Source organism: Dyadobacter sp. CECT 9275, from assembly GCF_907164905.1.
In the GTDB taxonomy this organism is placed as follows: Bacteria; Bacteroidota; Bacteroidia; order Cytophagales; family Spirosomataceae; genus Dyadobacter; species Dyadobacter helix.
In genome coordinates this window covers 601,220-616,878 of record NZ_CAJRAF010000002.1, presented here as the reverse complement: position 1 = coordinate 616,878, position 15,659 = coordinate 601,220, and the positions used below count along the sequence as shown (strand labels likewise).

The following is a 15,659-nucleotide window of genomic DNA, read 5'->3' as shown; positions in this document are numbered from 1 at the left end:
CACGATTGGTTCGTGCCAAAAATATGGTTGATTCTACAGCATTTTCTAATCTCTCAGGTGGTCAGTTTACTCCGGAATCAGGTGGTCAGTTTGATCCGAAATGGGGTGGTCAATTTCGCCCGGAACAGGTGGTCAGTTTAAACCGAATTGGGGTGGTCAGTTTCACCGAATTTTCCAATACTGCACTGACAACGCCATTTTGTTCATAGATGGTCTGAGCGATTTTGGCGAGTTCGGTATTGTCGGCCAGGTCCCACATTGCGCCGTGCCCGCCTGCGTAAAAGATCGCTGCATAGTCGTCAGGATTAATTTCCGAGGGTTTAAAGGTATGTTCAACTTTGTAACGATAGGTTTTGTCGTTCCAGAATTTGCTGTTGACGTTGTCGTCCAGGTTGAAACCGTCAACCGGTGCTTTGCCTCCTTTGGGGCTGACAAAATCAATGACATAACCAGCGTTGTGCAGTACTTCCCAGGGATGGGATACTTCACTGAGGTAGTAACCGGTAGGTTCACCCGTATTCCCTTTTTGATCGTGGCTTGTTACCACAAACAGAATTTTCGTTTTCATACTCATTGATGGATTGTTTTGTGCCGCTGCCAGATAATGGAAAGCAAGAATAATACCAGCTGCAAAAGCCATTATTCTTGATCTTTGAGTGTAGTTTTTCATGCCTTACGTTTAAAATTCATGATGCAAAAATGCCAGTCTTTTGGAGGCTGGCACAGGAGGTATATCACGAATTTGCTGTGACCTATGTCACATCAGGTGGTAAGGCGGCTGAGCGTTTCTCTGGAAACGCCCAGGTAGGAGGCAATGAGTGTTTTGGGGACTCTCTGAAATAAAGAGGGATATTGTTTCAGCAGCTGTTCGTAACGGCCTTTCGCGTCGCTGTTCATAAAAGAGAGGATACGCTGCTGTAGTGCAACGTATCCCATGTTTGACTTTCGTCTGAAAAAATGCTCGATTTTATGAAGGTCTGCACAAATTTTTTCGCGGTTGGAGAGCGACAAAGAAAGTACTTCCACATCCTCCAGGCAGTCCACATTAAGTGTGGCGTTGGTCTGGTTGAAATAGGCTTGGTAGTCGCATATCCACCAGTCTTCCATCGCAAACTGGAGAATGTGTTCCTTGCCTTCAGTATTTGTAAATGAAGCTTTGAGCAAACCTTTGACAACAAAAAAATCGTTAGGTACCGAATTCCCTTCCTGAACAAGAAACTGGTGTTTTTTTAATTTCCTGGTTGTGAAATGAGAAAGGATATAGTCAAACTCTTTGTCGGAAAGCGGAGTTATTTTTTCGATATGCTTTCTTAATTCAATACTCATTTTTGGTGTTGTTGGCCTGCGGCATTTGATAGTAAATGTTTCCGGTGCGGGGGAGTACTTGTTTTCTAAACCCTGAGCGCGCCGCGGAAGCCTCTGGCTGCGTAATAAGAATCGGCACCATTGTGATAGATGAAAACCCTGCCAAAACGGCGGTCGCCAAAGATAGCTCCGCCGAGTTTACGGACATCAGCGGGGGTTCGCAGCCAGCTTGAGGTTTTTAAATCAAAATTGCCTAGTTGCTGCAATTTCAGGTACTGTTCTTCTGTCAGGAGTTCGATTCCCATCTCGGCAGCCTGATTCATTGCACTGTTTTCGGGCTTGTTCGCTTTTCTTGCTTCCAGTGCTTCGTGGTCATAACAAAAGCTTCTGCGGTCTTTGGGTGTTTCCGGGGAACAGTCAAAAAAAATGTACTCATTTGTTTTCTGATCATAACCCACTACATCCGGTTCTCCGCCCGACACTTCCATTTCATCCAGGGACCATAGTTTTTCGGGATTACCTTCCAGTTTTGCCAGGACCTTGTTCCAGTCAATTCCTTTATGGCGGTTCATGTTTTTCTCAAAACGGTTTTTTAACGTTGTGAGAAGTGCTTCACTGTGGTCAGGGGATAGCTGCTTTTCCATTTAGTTTGTCCTTAAATAAAGATGTTCGCCAATATTAGTTTATCAAAAGCTTGTTGTCAAATGAAGTTCCTTATCCCGTTGTTACAGATCTGTCAATCCTTTTCCGGTCATGATTTTTGATATGTTTTTTTCTACTCTTGCCTCCCTGGTTACGGCCTGTTTGGGTTGGGAAAAATGCAGCAGATAGGCTCTCTGCCGTCCCGGAGTCAGGGCGTCAAAAGCAGATTTTAAACCGGGAATTTCGTTTAGTTTGTTCTGAAACTCTACCGCTATACTGAATTCAGCTGGTTTTTTCAATACCACCTTCAAGCCAGCCTTTTCTATCTCAACGGCTTCGGATATATACGCTTTCAGGATGGATTCCATGTCCTTTACCTGTTGTACATTGGTGAAACGGATCTGCCGCGCTGCCTGTACATTCTCCGTTTGCCGGATGAGTACGCCTTCGGAGTCGTTTAATAGAGCTCCCTTAAAAAACAAAAGAGCACAGTATTCCTTAAAAACGTGTATCAGTACAATGTTACTTTTCCCGAATGTGTAACAGGGGGAACCCCATTTCAATTCTTCCGACAGGCCACAATCCAGTACAATTCTTCTCATTTGTACGATTTCTTCCTGCCATTTTTCTTCTTTGCTGAAGTACCAGTTGACCTTCGGATTCATACTATTAATGCCTGACGTCTGACCATTTCATTAATCCAAATGGGGGCAAAAGGGGAGGTACAACCTTTGGATACCGGATAATTGCGGTAGATACCCAATTGCTCTCCAATTGCCAGTGCCCTTGTACGATGTTCAGGGAAGTGAATACCGATGTTGGCCAGGGTGGAGTTCATGGTCCATTGTACCTCCGGAGGGGCCGTGGCCATTTCAGCGGTTATCCTGTCAAGAAGAGCGGGCAGGTCGAGTACATCCGGGTTTCGGGCAACACACCCGCTGGTCAGGCTCCATCCGGCACGTGCACACATCACATCGTCTGACTGCATCCATTCGTTCCGCAGCGGTTCGGTATCCGTGTGAATTTTGATCACATACGAATACAGCCAGTCGGCCACCAGTGTATATTTCTCTGATTTTACCATCCGCGTGATATCCTCATGCGACAGCTTTTTTGGATCGATGATCAGCGTGGCCATCAGGCGTGCCTCCACGTTTTCGGTTTCCCACAATGCCAGTGCCAGTGCGTGGTCAGCTTTTGCTTTTTTTGCCACCGCTCTGATATCTCCCATTTTAACACCAAACTGATTTTGGCCAGCACCGCGTTTCTGGTTAAACTCGCGCGTCTTTTCGCTGCCTAAGGCTTCCAGTTGGTGAAGTGCTTCTTCTACTGTCATATCACTTTTGGTCTAAATATCTGCTGTAATGAGTTTTCTGCTATGCGGTCTGAAATACCAAGATACTACCGTCAGGATGATTAATAATACGGGTCCGAAAAAATCTTTGGCGGCATCACCTACCGCTAAGTGCGAGACCACCGCACCCGACATGACAAAAAAGAACCCGGCATATGCCCATTCTTTCACCAGAGGGAATTTCGGAACCAGTATGGCCACAACCCCCAGCAGTTTCCACACGCCGATTATGGTGAGGAAATAAAGCGGATAACCCAGGCGGGCCATCATATCTGTCTCCTCCTTTATCTTCATTACTTGTACGATTCCGGTAGAGGTCATTCCCAAAGCAAGCCAGACCGTTGCGATCCAGTAAATGATTTTGTTTCTTTTGGTCATGGTCGGTTATTATTTTAAGGGGTTCAAGGTTTCCTGTAATCTGTTATGTGCCATATTGAGGCCCTGGGCAAAGGGTAATTTTAGCATCTGGTCACGGAGTGCTACCGATTTGTAGACGATCTGCATGGTAAGCAGGCTCGTCTGATCCGTGAGCTTTTCGAATTCCAGGAATTCCAGCTGCACGGCAAATGGCGTGTTTTCCATCTCGAAGGTTCTTGTGATTTTCTGGTTGGGTATAAATTCGGGAATGACCCCATTGGCCCTGAAAACCACGTTTCCCTGTGGATCGGACGTTTCGAACTGGTAGCTGCCATGTTTCCTGTTTTCAAGTTTCAGCACCCTGGTGCCCATCCATTGGGCAACTATTTCTGGTTCCACGTAAGCTTTAAAAAGTAATTCCAGCGGTAAGTCAAACTCCCTGGTGATCACGATCTCCTGTTTGCTGTCCTCGGCCCTGACTTTCGTTTTTCGTTCCATATAATCCTACTGTTCTGATTTGTAATTTTTCATGATGGCTTCCAGTTTGTTAAACCGGTCGTCCCACATATCGCGGAACGGTTCGATGAAATCAGCTATTTCTTTCATCTTTCCGGCATTGAGGTGATACAAAATTTCTCTGCCGTTTTGCTCTTGTTTTAACAATTCACATGCGGTAAGTATCTGCAGGTGTTTGGAAACGGTGGGCCTGGCAGTGTCAAAGTTGGATGCAATTGCACCGGCGGTAAGGGATTGCGTAGCCAGCAGCAGCAGTATTGCCCTCCGGGTAGGGTCGGCTATGGCCTGAAATACGTCTCGTCTTAAATTCATTGCGTAGTTATTTGGCTACAAATATATATGTAGCTATTTAGCTACGCAAATATTTACCGGGTTTTCTTCGAGTGATTATTTTTGACGACCTGAACAGGTGTCCGAATTCCGCCGTTAGTTTTAGTCAGAAAAGAAGTGATCGTTCCGCTATCGTAGTGCTTGCTGTTGTTTCAGGAACCCGGATAAGCCCTGCTTGTTACAGGCAAGGGTTATGAAAACATCACTTTATGATAGAATTTATGAAATAAAGCACTGTACATACGGATGATAAAATTTTGAAATAACATTCTTGCTCTCTGATCATTTTTCTGAACTTCACTCACTGTCCGTAATTGGACATGAATCGTCCGTTTCCGGACAGGATTTACTCATACTTCTGTCTTTCCGGCGCTCCTGCGTAGTTCTTTACTATTGGCACCAGATTTGATTTAACATATTGTATCTAATAGATCAATTGTAAATATTCGTGAAAAAGACGCCCCTTGGAGAGTTAGAAGAATTAGTACTACTGGTGGTGGCTGCCAGCACCGGAGACGTATACGGTGTACCCGTGATGGAGCAACTTCAGAAGGAAACCGGCCGGAGCTTTACCGTCAGCGCCGTGCATACCACGCTTTACAGGCTTGAAGAAAAAGGATTTTTATCCTCCTCGGTAGGTGGGGCAACCGCCGAGCGGGGTGGAAGGCGCAAACGTTTGTTTGCCCTGACAGCTGCAGGTGGGCAGGTGTTGCTGGAAATCCAGCGAATGCGGGAACGGCTTTGGCAGGCCATCCCTCAGGATAAACTTCAGCTTCTTGGTTTGTCTGATAACCTTCTATAAATGTAAATATGAAACAGCAGCAAAATTTACAACCACCGCGCTGGGCTGACAAGCTTTTGGAATGGTTTGTGGCACCGCACTGGCTCGAGTATATACAGGGTGATCTGCACGAAGCTTTTCACAAACGTGCTGGCGAGCTTGGCCCCGTACGTGCCCGGATACACTACGTATGGGCGGTGATGCATTGTTTAACACCCTTTTTTATAAAACGTAGAAATATCAAGCCCGTTTATAAGGATGACTACCATTACACTAAACCTCATTTTACCGATATGCTTTCCAGTTATCTGACCATCGCTTTCCGAAACCTGTGGAGGCATAAAGCCTTTACTGCCATTAATGTAATTGGCCTGGCGGTGGGGCTTGCAACCTGTCTGCTGATTATCCTCTTTGTGGGGCATGAGCTAAGTTACGACGATTATCATACCCATGCTGACCGGATGTACCGCATGACCCTGAAGGTTCGATTGAGTGAAAAAGATATACATTATGCTTACGCCAGCGAACCCGCCGGCCCCGCCTTGCTGCGGGATTACCCAGGGGTGCAGGAGGTTGCCCGGTTACGGGATGATGGCGGTATGTTGGTAACAAGCGGTCAGGAAACATTTAGAGAAGAGAACGTAGCCTTTGTTGATTCAAATTTCTTTTCGTTTTTCTCAATTCCTCTGATAAGTGGTTCAGGCGCAAATGTCCTGACGGAACCGAAAACGGTGGTACTCACCGCAACCAAGGCCCGCAAATATTTTGGAGATGCAGACCCCGTTGGAAAAACGCTGATCATAGGCGACCGGGGAGTTTTTCGTGTAACCGGTGTTTGTGAAGATATACCCTCCAATACCCATTTTCATTATGATATGTTTGGTTCGTTCAGTTCGGTCAACCAGGGTTTAAAATGGCTGGCAAGCGGCGCCTATACCTACGTGCTGCTTCGGGATGGTTATTCCATCAGGCAGGTGGAAGAGCATAGCAAGGGTTTCCTTTCCAAATACATGGCTACGGAAATCAAGGACTTTCTGGGCATTGATCTTTCCGAATTTCTGAGAAGAGGCGATCGGATGGGTTTTGATTTCCAGCCGGTAAAGAGTATTCACTTATATTCCGACCTGGATGATGAGCTGGAAGCCAACGGAGATATCAAATATGTTTACATATTTTCGGTAATTGCCATGCTTATCCTGTTACTGGCTTGTATCAATTTCATGAATCTGTCAACCGCCGGATCGGCGGGACGTTCAAAGGAGATCGGTGTCCGAAAGGTACTTGGTTCAATAAGGAGGCAGCTGGTCAGCCAGTTTCTGACCGAATCCGTTATCCTGACATTTCTGGCATTGCTGCTGGCGCTGACGCTTGTATTGCTGCTGTTACCCGGTTTCAATATCCTGGCCGGAAAACAGTTTACGAGGTATGATATAATGGATTGGCGTATGTTATCTGCCGCAGTACTTGCCTGCTTTATGATAGGCCTGCTGGCAGGGAGTTACCCGGCTTTTGTGCTGTCCGCATTTAAGCCTGTTACGGTTTTGAAAGGCAGGATGCAGGTAGGGTTGAAGAGTGGCTGGTTGCGTAATACACTGGTTACCGGACAGTTTGTTGTTTCGATTGGAATCATTATCGCTACGATCGTCACGAAACAGCAGCTGCGTTTCATGCAAAATAAAAAAGTTGGGTTCGATAAGGAGCAACTGCTGATCCTGCACGATACCCATGTATTAGGGCCAAAGCTAGATTCCTTTAAAGCAGAACTGGCCGCGCTGACCTCTGTCACCCACATCACACGAGCGGGCTTTTTGCCTGCCGGAACATCCCACCAGAGCCAGGATGGTATACTGGTAAGGGGCAGATCGGGAACAGAATCTTTCGTAACCAAAAGTTACTATATTGATGAAGATTACCTCGCTACATTGGGGATGAGCGTAACGCAGGGGCGTAACTTCTCCAAGGCATTTCCGTCTGATAGCTCAGCCATTCTGATCAACGAAGCGGCGGTGAGAGCTTATGGATTCAGGGACCCGATCGGCAAGCAGCTTTCCACTACTGGAAATGGTACTCCTGGAAGTGGACACACCTACACCATTGTGGGCGTGGTTAAGGACTTTCATTTTGAGTCCATGCATCAGCGTATCGCTCCGTTAATTATGTTTTACGGGGGAGACAATTCTCAGCTCGCTTTGCGTATTCGTACTCATGATGTGACAAGCCTTCTGGAAAATATAGGGCAACGATGGAAAGCCGAAACCGGTAATCCTTTTGTCTACTCCTTCCTGAACGACAGATTCAATAACATCTATCAATCCGAACAACGGATCGGACAGTTATTCGGCGTTTTTGCTGGGCTGGCTATCCTCATAGCCTGCCTGGGGCTGTTCGGACTGGCAGCACTAACGACCCACCAGCGGACAAAGGAGATCGGAGTACGTAAAGTACTGGGCGCGTCCGTGACCAGTGTTGTAACACTTTTGCTGACCAACTACCTGAGATTGATCCTGATCGCAATGTTGATTGCCTCACCCATTGCAGGGTATACCATGAACCTGTGGCTCCAGGATTTTGCGTTCCGGATTCATTTGTCCTGGTGGTTTTTTGCACTGTCCGGTGGTGTTGCACTCTTCGTCGCCATCCTGACTGTTAGCTATCAGGCAATTAAAGCAGCCCTGGTGAATCCGGTAGCCAGCTTGCGATCGGAATAAATACAGGAAAACTGATACAAAAAAAAGTATAGTGCCTGCATGGTGCTTTTTTGGGATTGGAGTCTCCTCTTTTTTTCAAAAAGAAAGGAAATTTTCGGTACCGCTGGATTTATTCGTGAAATGCTGTCAGGGAAACAACACGGATGCTTCTTCAGTGTAGCAGTATCTAATGCCTTTTTTGAAAGCAACTTTGTAGGAAGTTGGAGGGGACACTCTTTTTTGCAAAAGATCTGGGTATTGTTGAAAAAATCCTATGTATCTTGGATCCATGATCAGCGGGAGTTACCGAGGTCGGAAAGTGGCTTTGTAAGGTAGCACCGGTTTATTGTCGGTACAGACTCAGTAGCTGTACAGGCAAAATGATCTTTTATCAGAAAATGGGGTTTTTAGTCGTCAGGAGCTTGTCAGATGAAGGGTGAACTGTATTCCACGCTGCCGGATGAAATGTTGGGAAGACTTCTTTTCACGGGAGATGAGAAGGCCTATGAGGCACTCTATCAGCGCCATTGGCGCTCCCTTTTTTCTACGGCTTTCTGGAAAACAAACAGCCAGTCGGTTGCGGAAGAACTGGTCCAGGAGCTGTTCCTGAGATTGTGGGAGAACCGGCAAAAGACACTCATTGAAAACCCGGAGGCCTATTTGAAAACGGCCCTCAGGTACAGTGTGATAGGGTTTATCAAAGCAAAACTCGTGCATGCTCAGACAGAACTGGGAGAGGCTTCCGAGCAAGCCGCTGACCAGCTGGCAGATACTGGTGTCGGGCTGGAGGAACTTTCTGTAGCGTTGGAGAACGCTCTCAGCCTGCTTCCTGAAAAAACGCGGATGGTATTTCAGATGAGCCGTTTTGAACAAAGATCTACTTCTGAAATAGCACAGCAGTTGGGGCTATCGGATCGCGCGGTTGAATACCATATCACCCAATCCCTCCGTTTGCTCCGGTTTCAATTGAAAGACTATCTGTCCTATTCCATCATCGGTGCAGTCCTTTTTTCCTAGTTTTTTTCACTAAACCGTTTGTTTGCTACGGGTAAGTACTCAGTGGGGCTGGCAAAGTGCTGTAACGGCATTGGGCAGTTGCTTTTTTTTATTTATTCCCAACTTTTGTAAAGTTTGATTATTCAAAGAATATCGGTTTCAAATGTGTATTTTGATTTAATTATTCAAATAACTTATTAATTCCCTTTACGGCTCTTCTGGTTTTTTTATACTATATCAGTGGAACCTCTGATTTAGAATGTAATGAACCGATCTGCCCTGGTTGAATTATTGACACGCTATGAAACACAAAGGTGCACCCCTGAAGAATGCCAGTTGGTAGAACAATGGTATGAGTTGTTGGGTGAGCCGGTCGAAATTCCTTTGACGGAAGAGCAGTGGCTCGTAATGGAACAGAAGTTATGGCGAAAGGTACAGCCGCAAAGTCCGGAAACTGATCCGGCACCGCTGGTCAGGCCGTTGTGGCGTAAATTTTCGTGGATCGTCGGTGGACTGGCCGCCGCTGTTGTTATCGGTATAGGGTTAAACTGGAACCGGAATCTGCTGCCCGGCTGGTTTGAACAGCATTCTCTGATCACGAAAGTGGAACAGACCGATTGGACGCCTTACAGGAACGAAAGTTCAGAACCGATGAACGTAAAGTTGCCGGACGGAAGTCTGGTGGTATTGTCCCCGCGCGCGCAGCTTGCGGTGCATAAGGCTTTCAATTACAAAAACAGGGATGTTCGCTTATTGGGTGAGGCAAGCTTTAATGTCCACAGGGATGTTTCCAGGCCCTTCATAGTTTATTCTGGAGATATCATCACGAAGGTATTGGGCACCACCTTTCGGATCCGGGCGAACGACCCCTGGCAACCTATTCAGGTGACTGTTCAAACCGGTAAGGTAACGGTTTACAGGCAGGACACCAAAGACCTTACCAATGTGAGTACCAACAGCGGTGTAATTCTGACACCCAATCAGAAGGCCACTTATTTTCCTGACAATAAGCAGTTTGTTACCAGTATTGCGGAGGATCCGCAGCCGCTTGCGGTTCCTTCTGCGGAAAATGCAGTAGCCCGTTCACTCATCTTTGTGGATACGCCCATCGGAGAAGTAATCCGCCAGCTTGAGGTAATTTATGGTACCGAAATTGAGCTGGAACAGGAGTCTTTGAGTCATTGTCCATTTACGGGAAATCTTACCCCCCAGGCACTATATACCAAACTGGAATTACTATGTGGTACGATTAACGGGAGCTACGAAGTACGTGGTACCAAAATCCTGATTACAGGAAAAGGCTGTCAATAACCCAATTTATAAAACCCCTGAACCTATGCACTAATCTTTATTCTGACTTCCGGAAATGAAATCGGTACCGTTGCAGCGGTACCGATTTTCCCGCCCTTCCTGTATCTCGCAGAACATCCATTCCAGGGTGTAAAAGGGCTGCTTTTGCTAAATCCAAAACAAAAAACTTAACAAACATTCAAAAGTATGAAAGACCGTCTACATTGTCAAACCTGGCTTTGGGTTGTTATGAAACACTCCGTCTACCAATTTTTTCTGGCAGCTTTATTTGTCAGTACGATACAGGCCAGGGACACCCATGCCCAAAATCTCCTGGAAAGGCTCGTTACCGTTCATCTGGACCAGACGGATGTGAGTACATTTTTGAGTACCCTGGAAAAATCAACCGGGGTATATTTTGTGTACAGTTCCAAAGCAATTGGCGCACAGCGAAAATTATCGGTACATCAGAATAATCAGAAATTATCATTGGTCCTGGAAACTACCCTGAAACCCATGAACATTGGTTTCAGGCTTGTAGATGGCTCCATTCTTTTGCACCGGTCTGTTGGAGATGCTCCGGCCAATAATGTCGATCCCGATAATGTCGTGGGTAAAAGCCAGGAGGCCGCCTATCCATTGGATATAACCATTACCGGTACCGTAACCGACGAAAAAGGAGAGGGGTTACCCGGTGTAAGTGTAGTGGTGAAAGGTACGCAGCGCGGAACGGTCACTGGCGCGGGCGGTGAATATAGCATAGCGGTAGCTTCGGAACACGATATGCTGGTATTTTCATTTGTTGGATACCTGTCAAAGGAGGTTTTGGTTGGCAACAAAAAGAAGATAGACCTATCCATGATCACCGATACCAAGGCATTGGAGGAGGTAATGGTGGTGGGCTACGGCACGCAGAAGAAATCGGACCTTACCGGATCCGTAAGTTCTGTGAAAGGCTCCGATCTGACCAGGCTGCCTACGCAGCGTGTGGATCAGGCTTTGCAAGGGCGTGCTGCGGGTGTGATGGTGCAGAATACCGACGGAGCGCCTGGAGGTAATGCTACCATCAGGGTCAGAGGTGGGAATTCTATTACGGGGGGCAACAATGCGCTGGTAGTGGTGGATGGAATTCAGGGTGTTAATATCACCACCATTAATCCTAACGACATAGAATCACTGGAAGTTTTGAAGGATGCGTCCGCAACGGCTATCTATGGTGCGCGCGGCGCCAATGGTGTAATTCTGATCACGACAAAAAGAGGCGTGTCGGGTAAAGCTGTTTTAAACTATGGGTTCAGTATGGGGGTGCAAAAGCTGAACCATAAGCTGGATCTGATGAACGCAGGTGACTATGCGCGGAAGTCTAACGACTGGGCAGCCACCCAAAACGGAACCCCCAGTGCTCCCATAGTGCCAGTAATACCTTTTAGCACGGAACAGATTGCTAAACTGGACGCAAATGGCGGAACCGACTGGCAGGACGAAATATATCGCAACGGGAAGATGCAGAATCATCAGTTGTCCGTCAGCGGTGGTAATGAGTCTGCGCGTTATTTTGTGTCGGCGGGGTATATGAATCAGCAGGGAATTGTACTGAATACCAAATACACCCGCTATAATTTACGGAGCAATCTTGACTTTAAGGTGACCAGCTGGATGAATGCGGGCATTAATCTCAACGTGATCAAGGACAAAGGAAATGTTCCGCCTGTGGGAGAGGGAACGCGTTTCGGAGATATTCTGGGGCAGGTGATCAATACCGTGGCCCGTTTTGACCCCATTACACCGGTATACGATGCCAATGGGAATTATAATACCAAGGCGCTCAAAGGCGGGCCCGACGGCTCCAAGATATACGCCGACAACGATGTTTGGAACCCGGTTGCTACGGCCCTGGAAACAAAGGCGGAGAAGAACAACATTACCAATGAGATCAGTACCTTTCTTGATTTTAAGCTGCTGAAAGGATTATCGCTCCGGGTAACCGGCGCCGCCAGTATCAATTCTAATGACGATCAACACTATTACAGTACCAAAACACAGCCGGGACGCGGCGTAAGCGGACTGGGCGACCTGTCCGAAAGCAAGTATCAGTATTTCCAGAACTCCAACATACTGACATACTCTACTATTTTCAATAAGAAACATGCGTTGACCGTCACTGGTGTGGCGGAGCAGCAATTGATACAGTCCAAAAGCTCTTTTATATCAGCTCAGGGTTTTTTCAGTGATGACACCGGGATCAATGACCTTGGCGGTGCATCACAGATTAACGAACGTTACAATTCACAGTCCAAACAGGTACTCAATTCGTTTCTGGGACGGGTGAATTACGTATTTGACGAAAAATACATGATCACGGCCAGCTACCGCGCGGATGGTTCATCGGTTTTTGGTGCCAATAACAAATGGGGGTATTTCCCTTCTGCCGCTGCGGCATGGAGAGTTTCCCAGGAAAAATTTCTGGAAAACGTAAAGTCCGTTTCCAATCTGAAATTGCGTGCGAGCTGGGGTAAAACGGGTAATCAGGCCATTCAGCCTTACCAGACATTGGCAACGGTTGCCTCGGGTTTCAACTATCCTTATGACGGCAACAATACACCCAACATCGGTTTCGCATTGGGCCGAGCGGCAAATCCTAACCTCAAATGGGAAACTACGGAACAGACAAACCTGGGGTTGGATCTGGGATTCTTCAATGAACGGCTGACTGCCACCGTTGATATCTATAAAAAAACGACCAAAGACCTTTTGCTGAATAAGCAAGTGGAAGCCTACACCGGGTTTAGTACCATTCTTTCCAATGTAGGATCCATCCAGAACAAGGGCCTCGAAATTTCCGTGGGCGGTAAACCATTTTCAGGAGGTAAATTGAGGTGGAATACATCAGCTAATATTTCTTTCAACAGAAGCAAGGTTTTGGCTCTACTGGATAACAATCCTCTGGCGATACGTACCAATACAGGAGGCGGGTACCAGATTTACGGCAGTGGGTTTTCGTTGAAATACCTGCAGGTAGGGCAGCCCGTTGACCAGATGCGCGGTTACGTGAACCTGGGTACCTGGAGCGAGGCCGAGAGGAACCAGGCCAGAGAAATGGGGCAGGCACCGGGAGAAGCCAAATGGAAAGATGTAAACGGCGATGGCAAGATCACCCGTGCCGGTGACGGGCTGGAGGTGATCGGGAATGCTTCGCCAAAATTTATTTATGGCTGGAACAATACCGTCAGCTATAAGGATTTTGACCTTACTTTTTTAATTCAGGGTAGTTATGGTAATGATATTTTTAATGCCGTACGCATTAAAACTGAAAACCCGTCCAACGGTTTAAGCAGCAATCTCAAAAACAGGTGGACTCCTGATAATCAGCATACCAGTGTACCAGTGTTTTTAAGTTCGCAAGAGAGGAATCTGATGGATCTCGGTGTAAATCAGACGTCAGGAATTGGAGTTGACCAGCGCTCGAGCCGCTGGATAGAGGATGGGTCCTACCTGCGCATGAAAAATGTAACGCTTTCTTATACCGTTCCGATGGCGGTAGCCAGTAAGATCGGTGCCAGCAGGCTGGCGGCTTATGTCACGGCCATTAATCTGTTCACGATTACAAAGTACACCGGCTACGACCCGGAAGTGAGCTCCTTTAATGCCGGAGGAGCTGGTGGTTTGGGGATTGACCTTAGTAATTACCCCACTTCTAAGGTATTCATGTTCGGGATTAATCTGACATTTTAAAAATCATCAGTAGCGCCGGTCAGGACAAAGGGGAGGATAGGGTTACCGGCGGAATGATCAACTTTAGCAATTGACATCAAAATGAAAAAGAACATAATTTATTCCAGCAGAAGTTTTATAGCGTTGCTCTGTATGATAGTCGGTTTCTCCTGCCAAAGCCTGGAGGAATCTCCTGAGGGAATTTCCACGCCGCAGAATTTTTATGCCACCGTCGGGCAGTGCGAAGCGGCCTATGCCGGCTCTATGAACGCATTGTTTGTGACATGGGGAGGGTACCAGGGGTTACCCAGCTTTCCCGACGGGCAGTTTGAAGGTACCAGTCTGGATTTCGGTGCGACATCCTTTAACGACCTTTGGAACTGGCATTATAAGTCCATCGCCAATATCAACTCCGTTTTAAAAGCGGTGAAAGGAGGTAGCCTGGCGGGTAATCCGCAGGATGCAATAGACAATGTTATTGCGCAGGGACGTTTCCTGAGAGCTTTTAACTATTTTACGCTCGTCAGGTTGTATGGGAAAATTCCATACATCACAGAAGATACCCCAGATCCGGTATCCACACCTCTGACCCCTGAGTCCCGCCTTGAGGTAGCAAAAGTATATGACTTATTGCAGGCGGATCTGGTTTATGCAGCCGAACACCTTGGAGATTATGACGCGGCAGTACAGGGCAAACCTAATAAGTGGACGGCAAAGGGATACCTGGCAAAGGTATACCTTACGCGTGCGACGGCACCACTCAATCAGACAGATTATTATGCAAAGGCCAGGGATATGGCCGACGATGTAATCAAAAATGGCCCCTACAAATTGCTTCCCAGCTTTCAGGATGTTTTCAAAACTTCCAATAACCACAGCCTGGAGGTAATGTTTGCTTTTCATACTACCTCGCAAACGCCCTATATGCCTGGAAATGCCTGGGCACCTTCCGAAATGGATGGATGGAGCGGAGGAGCTGTGAAAATTTATTGGGCATCCAATATCTACCCCGAACAACCTCGTAAACATAACTATCTGTTGCTGGATTTCACTTCAGATATTTATGACCCGTCAGCACCGATGATCAATTGGTCGAAGTCCGCCGATGGTGTTCCTTATATTGGTAAGTTTAATATGCCAAATCTGACTTATGACCAGCAGGTAGGAGGTGGAGACGCAGGTATTGAAATGAAGCTGCTGCGTTTCGCAGACCTGCTGCTCATTTATGCCGAGGCCGCCAATATGGCCGCTGGCGCTCCTACCCAGCTGGCGGTAGACCGGCTGAATATGATTATCAACCGTGCCAATGCCGGTACCGGTACCGAAGCACTTGCCACAATGACTATGACAAAGGCGCAGTTTGATCAGAAAGTAATCGACGAAAGAAGCTTTGAGCTTTGCTTTGAGAATGACCGCTATTTTGATGTATTGAGAAAACGGATTTTACAGCAGGTCAATTTGCCGGACAATGCTCAGGGATACGATGAGAACGACTACCTGCTTCCGATACCAGCGCTGGACGCCAAAGCCATCGGGCAGAATCCTGGGTACTGAAAAGAGGCAGGTGGTTTTGAAAGAGTAGTTGGCAGTATAAGCTAATGATTTTTACAGATCGGGATATTTGTCAAGCGGGCGGTTAATTTTAGTGGCGGCCGTTCGCTTGGTTTTATATCCTACCTCTGCTATTTGA

At 46.9% G+C, this 15,659-nt stretch carries 14 protein-coding genes; 6 read left to right on the top strand and 8 right to left on the bottom strand.

Translation table 11 applies throughout. The features are described 5' to 3' along the window. Positions 1 to 109: 109 nt before the first annotated feature. From KOE27_RS10715 to KOE27_RS10680, 8 genes are all read right to left on the bottom strand, one after another. A complete protein-coding gene (locus KOE27_RS10715; RefSeq protein ID WP_215238880.1) occupies positions 110 to 670 on the bottom strand; it encodes a type 1 glutamine amidotransferase domain-containing protein in 561 nt (186 codons plus the stop codon). Positions 671 to 762: 92 nt separating this feature from the next. Continuing rightward, complete coding sequence (locus tag KOE27_RS10710) at positions 763 to 1,326, bottom strand: Crp/Fnr family transcriptional regulator (protein ID WP_215238879.1); 564 nt, start codon at positions 1,324 to 1,326, stop codon at positions 763 to 765. Positions 1,327 to 1,391: 65 nt separating this feature from the next. Beyond that, positions 1,392 to 1,949 carry a DUF4256 domain-containing protein gene (locus KOE27_RS10705; protein ID WP_215238878.1) on the bottom strand — a complete coding sequence of 186 codons (558 nt, stop codon included), beginning with the start codon at positions 1,947 to 1,949 and terminating at the stop codon, positions 1,392 to 1,394. A gap of 81 nt (positions 1,950 to 2,030) precedes the next feature. After that, complete coding sequence (locus KOE27_RS10700) at positions 2,031 to 2,612, bottom strand: YdeI/OmpD-associated family protein (RefSeq protein ID WP_215238877.1); 582 nt, start codon at positions 2,610 to 2,612, stop codon at positions 2,031 to 2,033. Continuing rightward, positions 2,609 to 3,283, bottom strand: a complete 675-nt coding sequence (locus KOE27_RS10695; protein ID WP_215238876.1) for a DNA alkylation repair protein — start codon at positions 3,281 to 3,283, stop codon at positions 2,609 to 2,611. Before KOE27_RS10695 ends, KOE27_RS10700 begins: the two co-directional genes overlap by 4 nt. A 12-nt stretch (positions 3,284 to 3,295) precedes the next feature. Beyond that, positions 3,296 to 3,679, bottom strand: a complete 384-nt coding sequence (locus tag KOE27_RS10690; RefSeq protein WP_215238875.1) for a DoxX family protein — start codon at positions 3,677 to 3,679, stop codon at positions 3,296 to 3,298. A 9-nt stretch (positions 3,680 to 3,688) separates the two neighbouring features. Beyond that, positions 3,689 to 4,156, bottom strand: coding sequence for an SRPBCC family protein (locus tag KOE27_RS10685; protein ID WP_215238874.1), 468 nt, complete (start codon positions 4,154 to 4,156; stop codon positions 3,689 to 3,691). Between the two features lie 6 nt (positions 4,157 to 4,162). Continuing rightward, positions 4,163 to 4,486, bottom strand: coding sequence for an ArsR/SmtB family transcription factor (locus KOE27_RS10680; protein ID WP_215238873.1), 324 nt, complete (start codon positions 4,484 to 4,486; stop codon positions 4,163 to 4,165). A 466-nt stretch (positions 4,487 to 4,952) separates the two neighbouring features. Here KOE27_RS10680 and KOE27_RS10675 point away from each other — a divergent pair, with 466 nt between their 5' ends. The 6 genes from KOE27_RS10675 to KOE27_RS10650 all read left to right on the top strand — a co-directional run bounded on the left by KOE27_RS10675 (position 4,953) and on the right by KOE27_RS10650 (position 15,523). Continuing rightward, positions 4,953 to 5,306 (top strand): PadR family transcriptional regulator, encoded by a 354-nt coding sequence (locus tag KOE27_RS10675; protein WP_215238872.1) that lies wholly within the window; start codon positions 4,953 to 4,955, stop codon positions 5,304 to 5,306. Positions 5,307 to 5,314: 8 nt separating this feature from the next. Further along, positions 5,315 to 7,993 (top strand): ABC transporter permease, encoded by a 2,679-nt coding sequence (locus KOE27_RS10670; protein WP_215238871.1) that lies wholly within the window; start codon positions 5,315 to 5,317, stop codon positions 7,991 to 7,993. A 408-nt stretch (positions 7,994 to 8,401) separates the two neighbouring features. Further along, positions 8,402 to 8,989 (top strand): sigma-70 family RNA polymerase sigma factor, encoded by a 588-nt coding sequence (locus KOE27_RS10665; RefSeq protein WP_215238870.1) that lies wholly within the window; start codon positions 8,402 to 8,404, stop codon positions 8,987 to 8,989. A gap of 243 nt (positions 8,990 to 9,232) precedes the next feature. Then, positions 9,233 to 10,279 carry a FecR family protein gene (locus tag KOE27_RS10660; protein WP_215238869.1) on the top strand — a complete coding sequence of 349 codons (1,047 nt, stop codon included), beginning with the start codon at positions 9,233 to 9,235 and terminating at the stop codon, positions 10,277 to 10,279. A gap of 186 nt (positions 10,280 to 10,465) precedes the next feature. Next, a complete protein-coding gene (locus tag KOE27_RS10655) occupies positions 10,466 to 13,990 on the top strand; it encodes a SusC/RagA family TonB-linked outer membrane protein (protein ID WP_215238868.1) in 3,525 nt (1,174 codons plus the stop codon). Between the two features lie 81 nt (positions 13,991 to 14,071). Then, complete coding sequence (locus KOE27_RS10650; RefSeq protein WP_215238867.1) at positions 14,072 to 15,523, top strand: RagB/SusD family nutrient uptake outer membrane protein; 1,452 nt, start codon at positions 14,072 to 14,074, stop codon at positions 15,521 to 15,523. The last annotated feature ends 136 nt before the right edge of the window (positions 15,524 to 15,659 follow it).

What these genes read in the sequence shown, in the direction of transcription:
- KOE27_RS10715 (WP_215238880.1), bottom strand. Translation starts at nt 670, where the DNA reads ATGAAAAACTACACTCAAAGATCAAGAATAATGGCTTTTGCAGCTGGT.
- KOE27_RS10710 (WP_215238879.1), bottom strand. Translation starts at nt 1,326, where the DNA reads ATGAGTATTGAATTAAGAAAGCATATCGAAAAAATAACTCCGCTTTCC.
- KOE27_RS10705 (WP_215238878.1), bottom strand. Translation starts at nt 1,949, where the DNA reads ATGGAAAAGCAGCTATCCCCTGACCACAGTGAAGCACTTCTCACAACG.
- KOE27_RS10700 (WP_215238877.1), bottom strand. Translation starts at nt 2,612, where the DNA reads ATGAATCCGAAGGTCAACTGGTACTTCAGCAAAGAAGAAAAATGGCAG.
- KOE27_RS10695 (WP_215238876.1), bottom strand. Translation starts at nt 3,283, where the DNA reads ATGACAGTAGAAGAAGCACTTCACCAACTGGAAGCCTTAGGCAGCGAA.
- KOE27_RS10690 (WP_215238875.1), bottom strand. Translation starts at nt 3,679, where the DNA reads ATGACCAAAAGAAACAAAATCATTTACTGGATCGCAACGGTCTGGCTT.
- KOE27_RS10685 (WP_215238874.1), bottom strand. Translation starts at nt 4,156, where the DNA reads ATGGAACGAAAAACGAAAGTCAGGGCCGAGGACAGCAAACAGGAGATC.
- KOE27_RS10680 (WP_215238873.1), bottom strand. Translation starts at nt 4,486, where the DNA reads ATGAATTTAAGACGAGACGTATTTCAGGCCATAGCCGACCCTACCCGG.
- KOE27_RS10670 (WP_215238871.1), top strand. Translation starts at nt 5,315, where the DNA reads ATGAAACAGCAGCAAAATTTACAACCACCGCGCTGGGCTGACAAGCTT.
- KOE27_RS10665 (WP_215238870.1), top strand. Translation starts at nt 8,402, where the DNA reads ATGAAGGGTGAACTGTATTCCACGCTGCCGGATGAAATGTTGGGAAGA.
- KOE27_RS10660 (WP_215238869.1), top strand. Translation starts at nt 9,233, where the DNA reads ATGAACCGATCTGCCCTGGTTGAATTATTGACACGCTATGAAACACAA.
- KOE27_RS10655 (WP_215238868.1), top strand. Translation starts at nt 10,466, where the DNA reads ATGAAAGACCGTCTACATTGTCAAACCTGGCTTTGGGTTGTTATGAAA.
- KOE27_RS10650 (WP_215238867.1), top strand. Translation starts at nt 14,072, where the DNA reads ATGAAAAAGAACATAATTTATTCCAGCAGAAGTTTTATAGCGTTGCTC.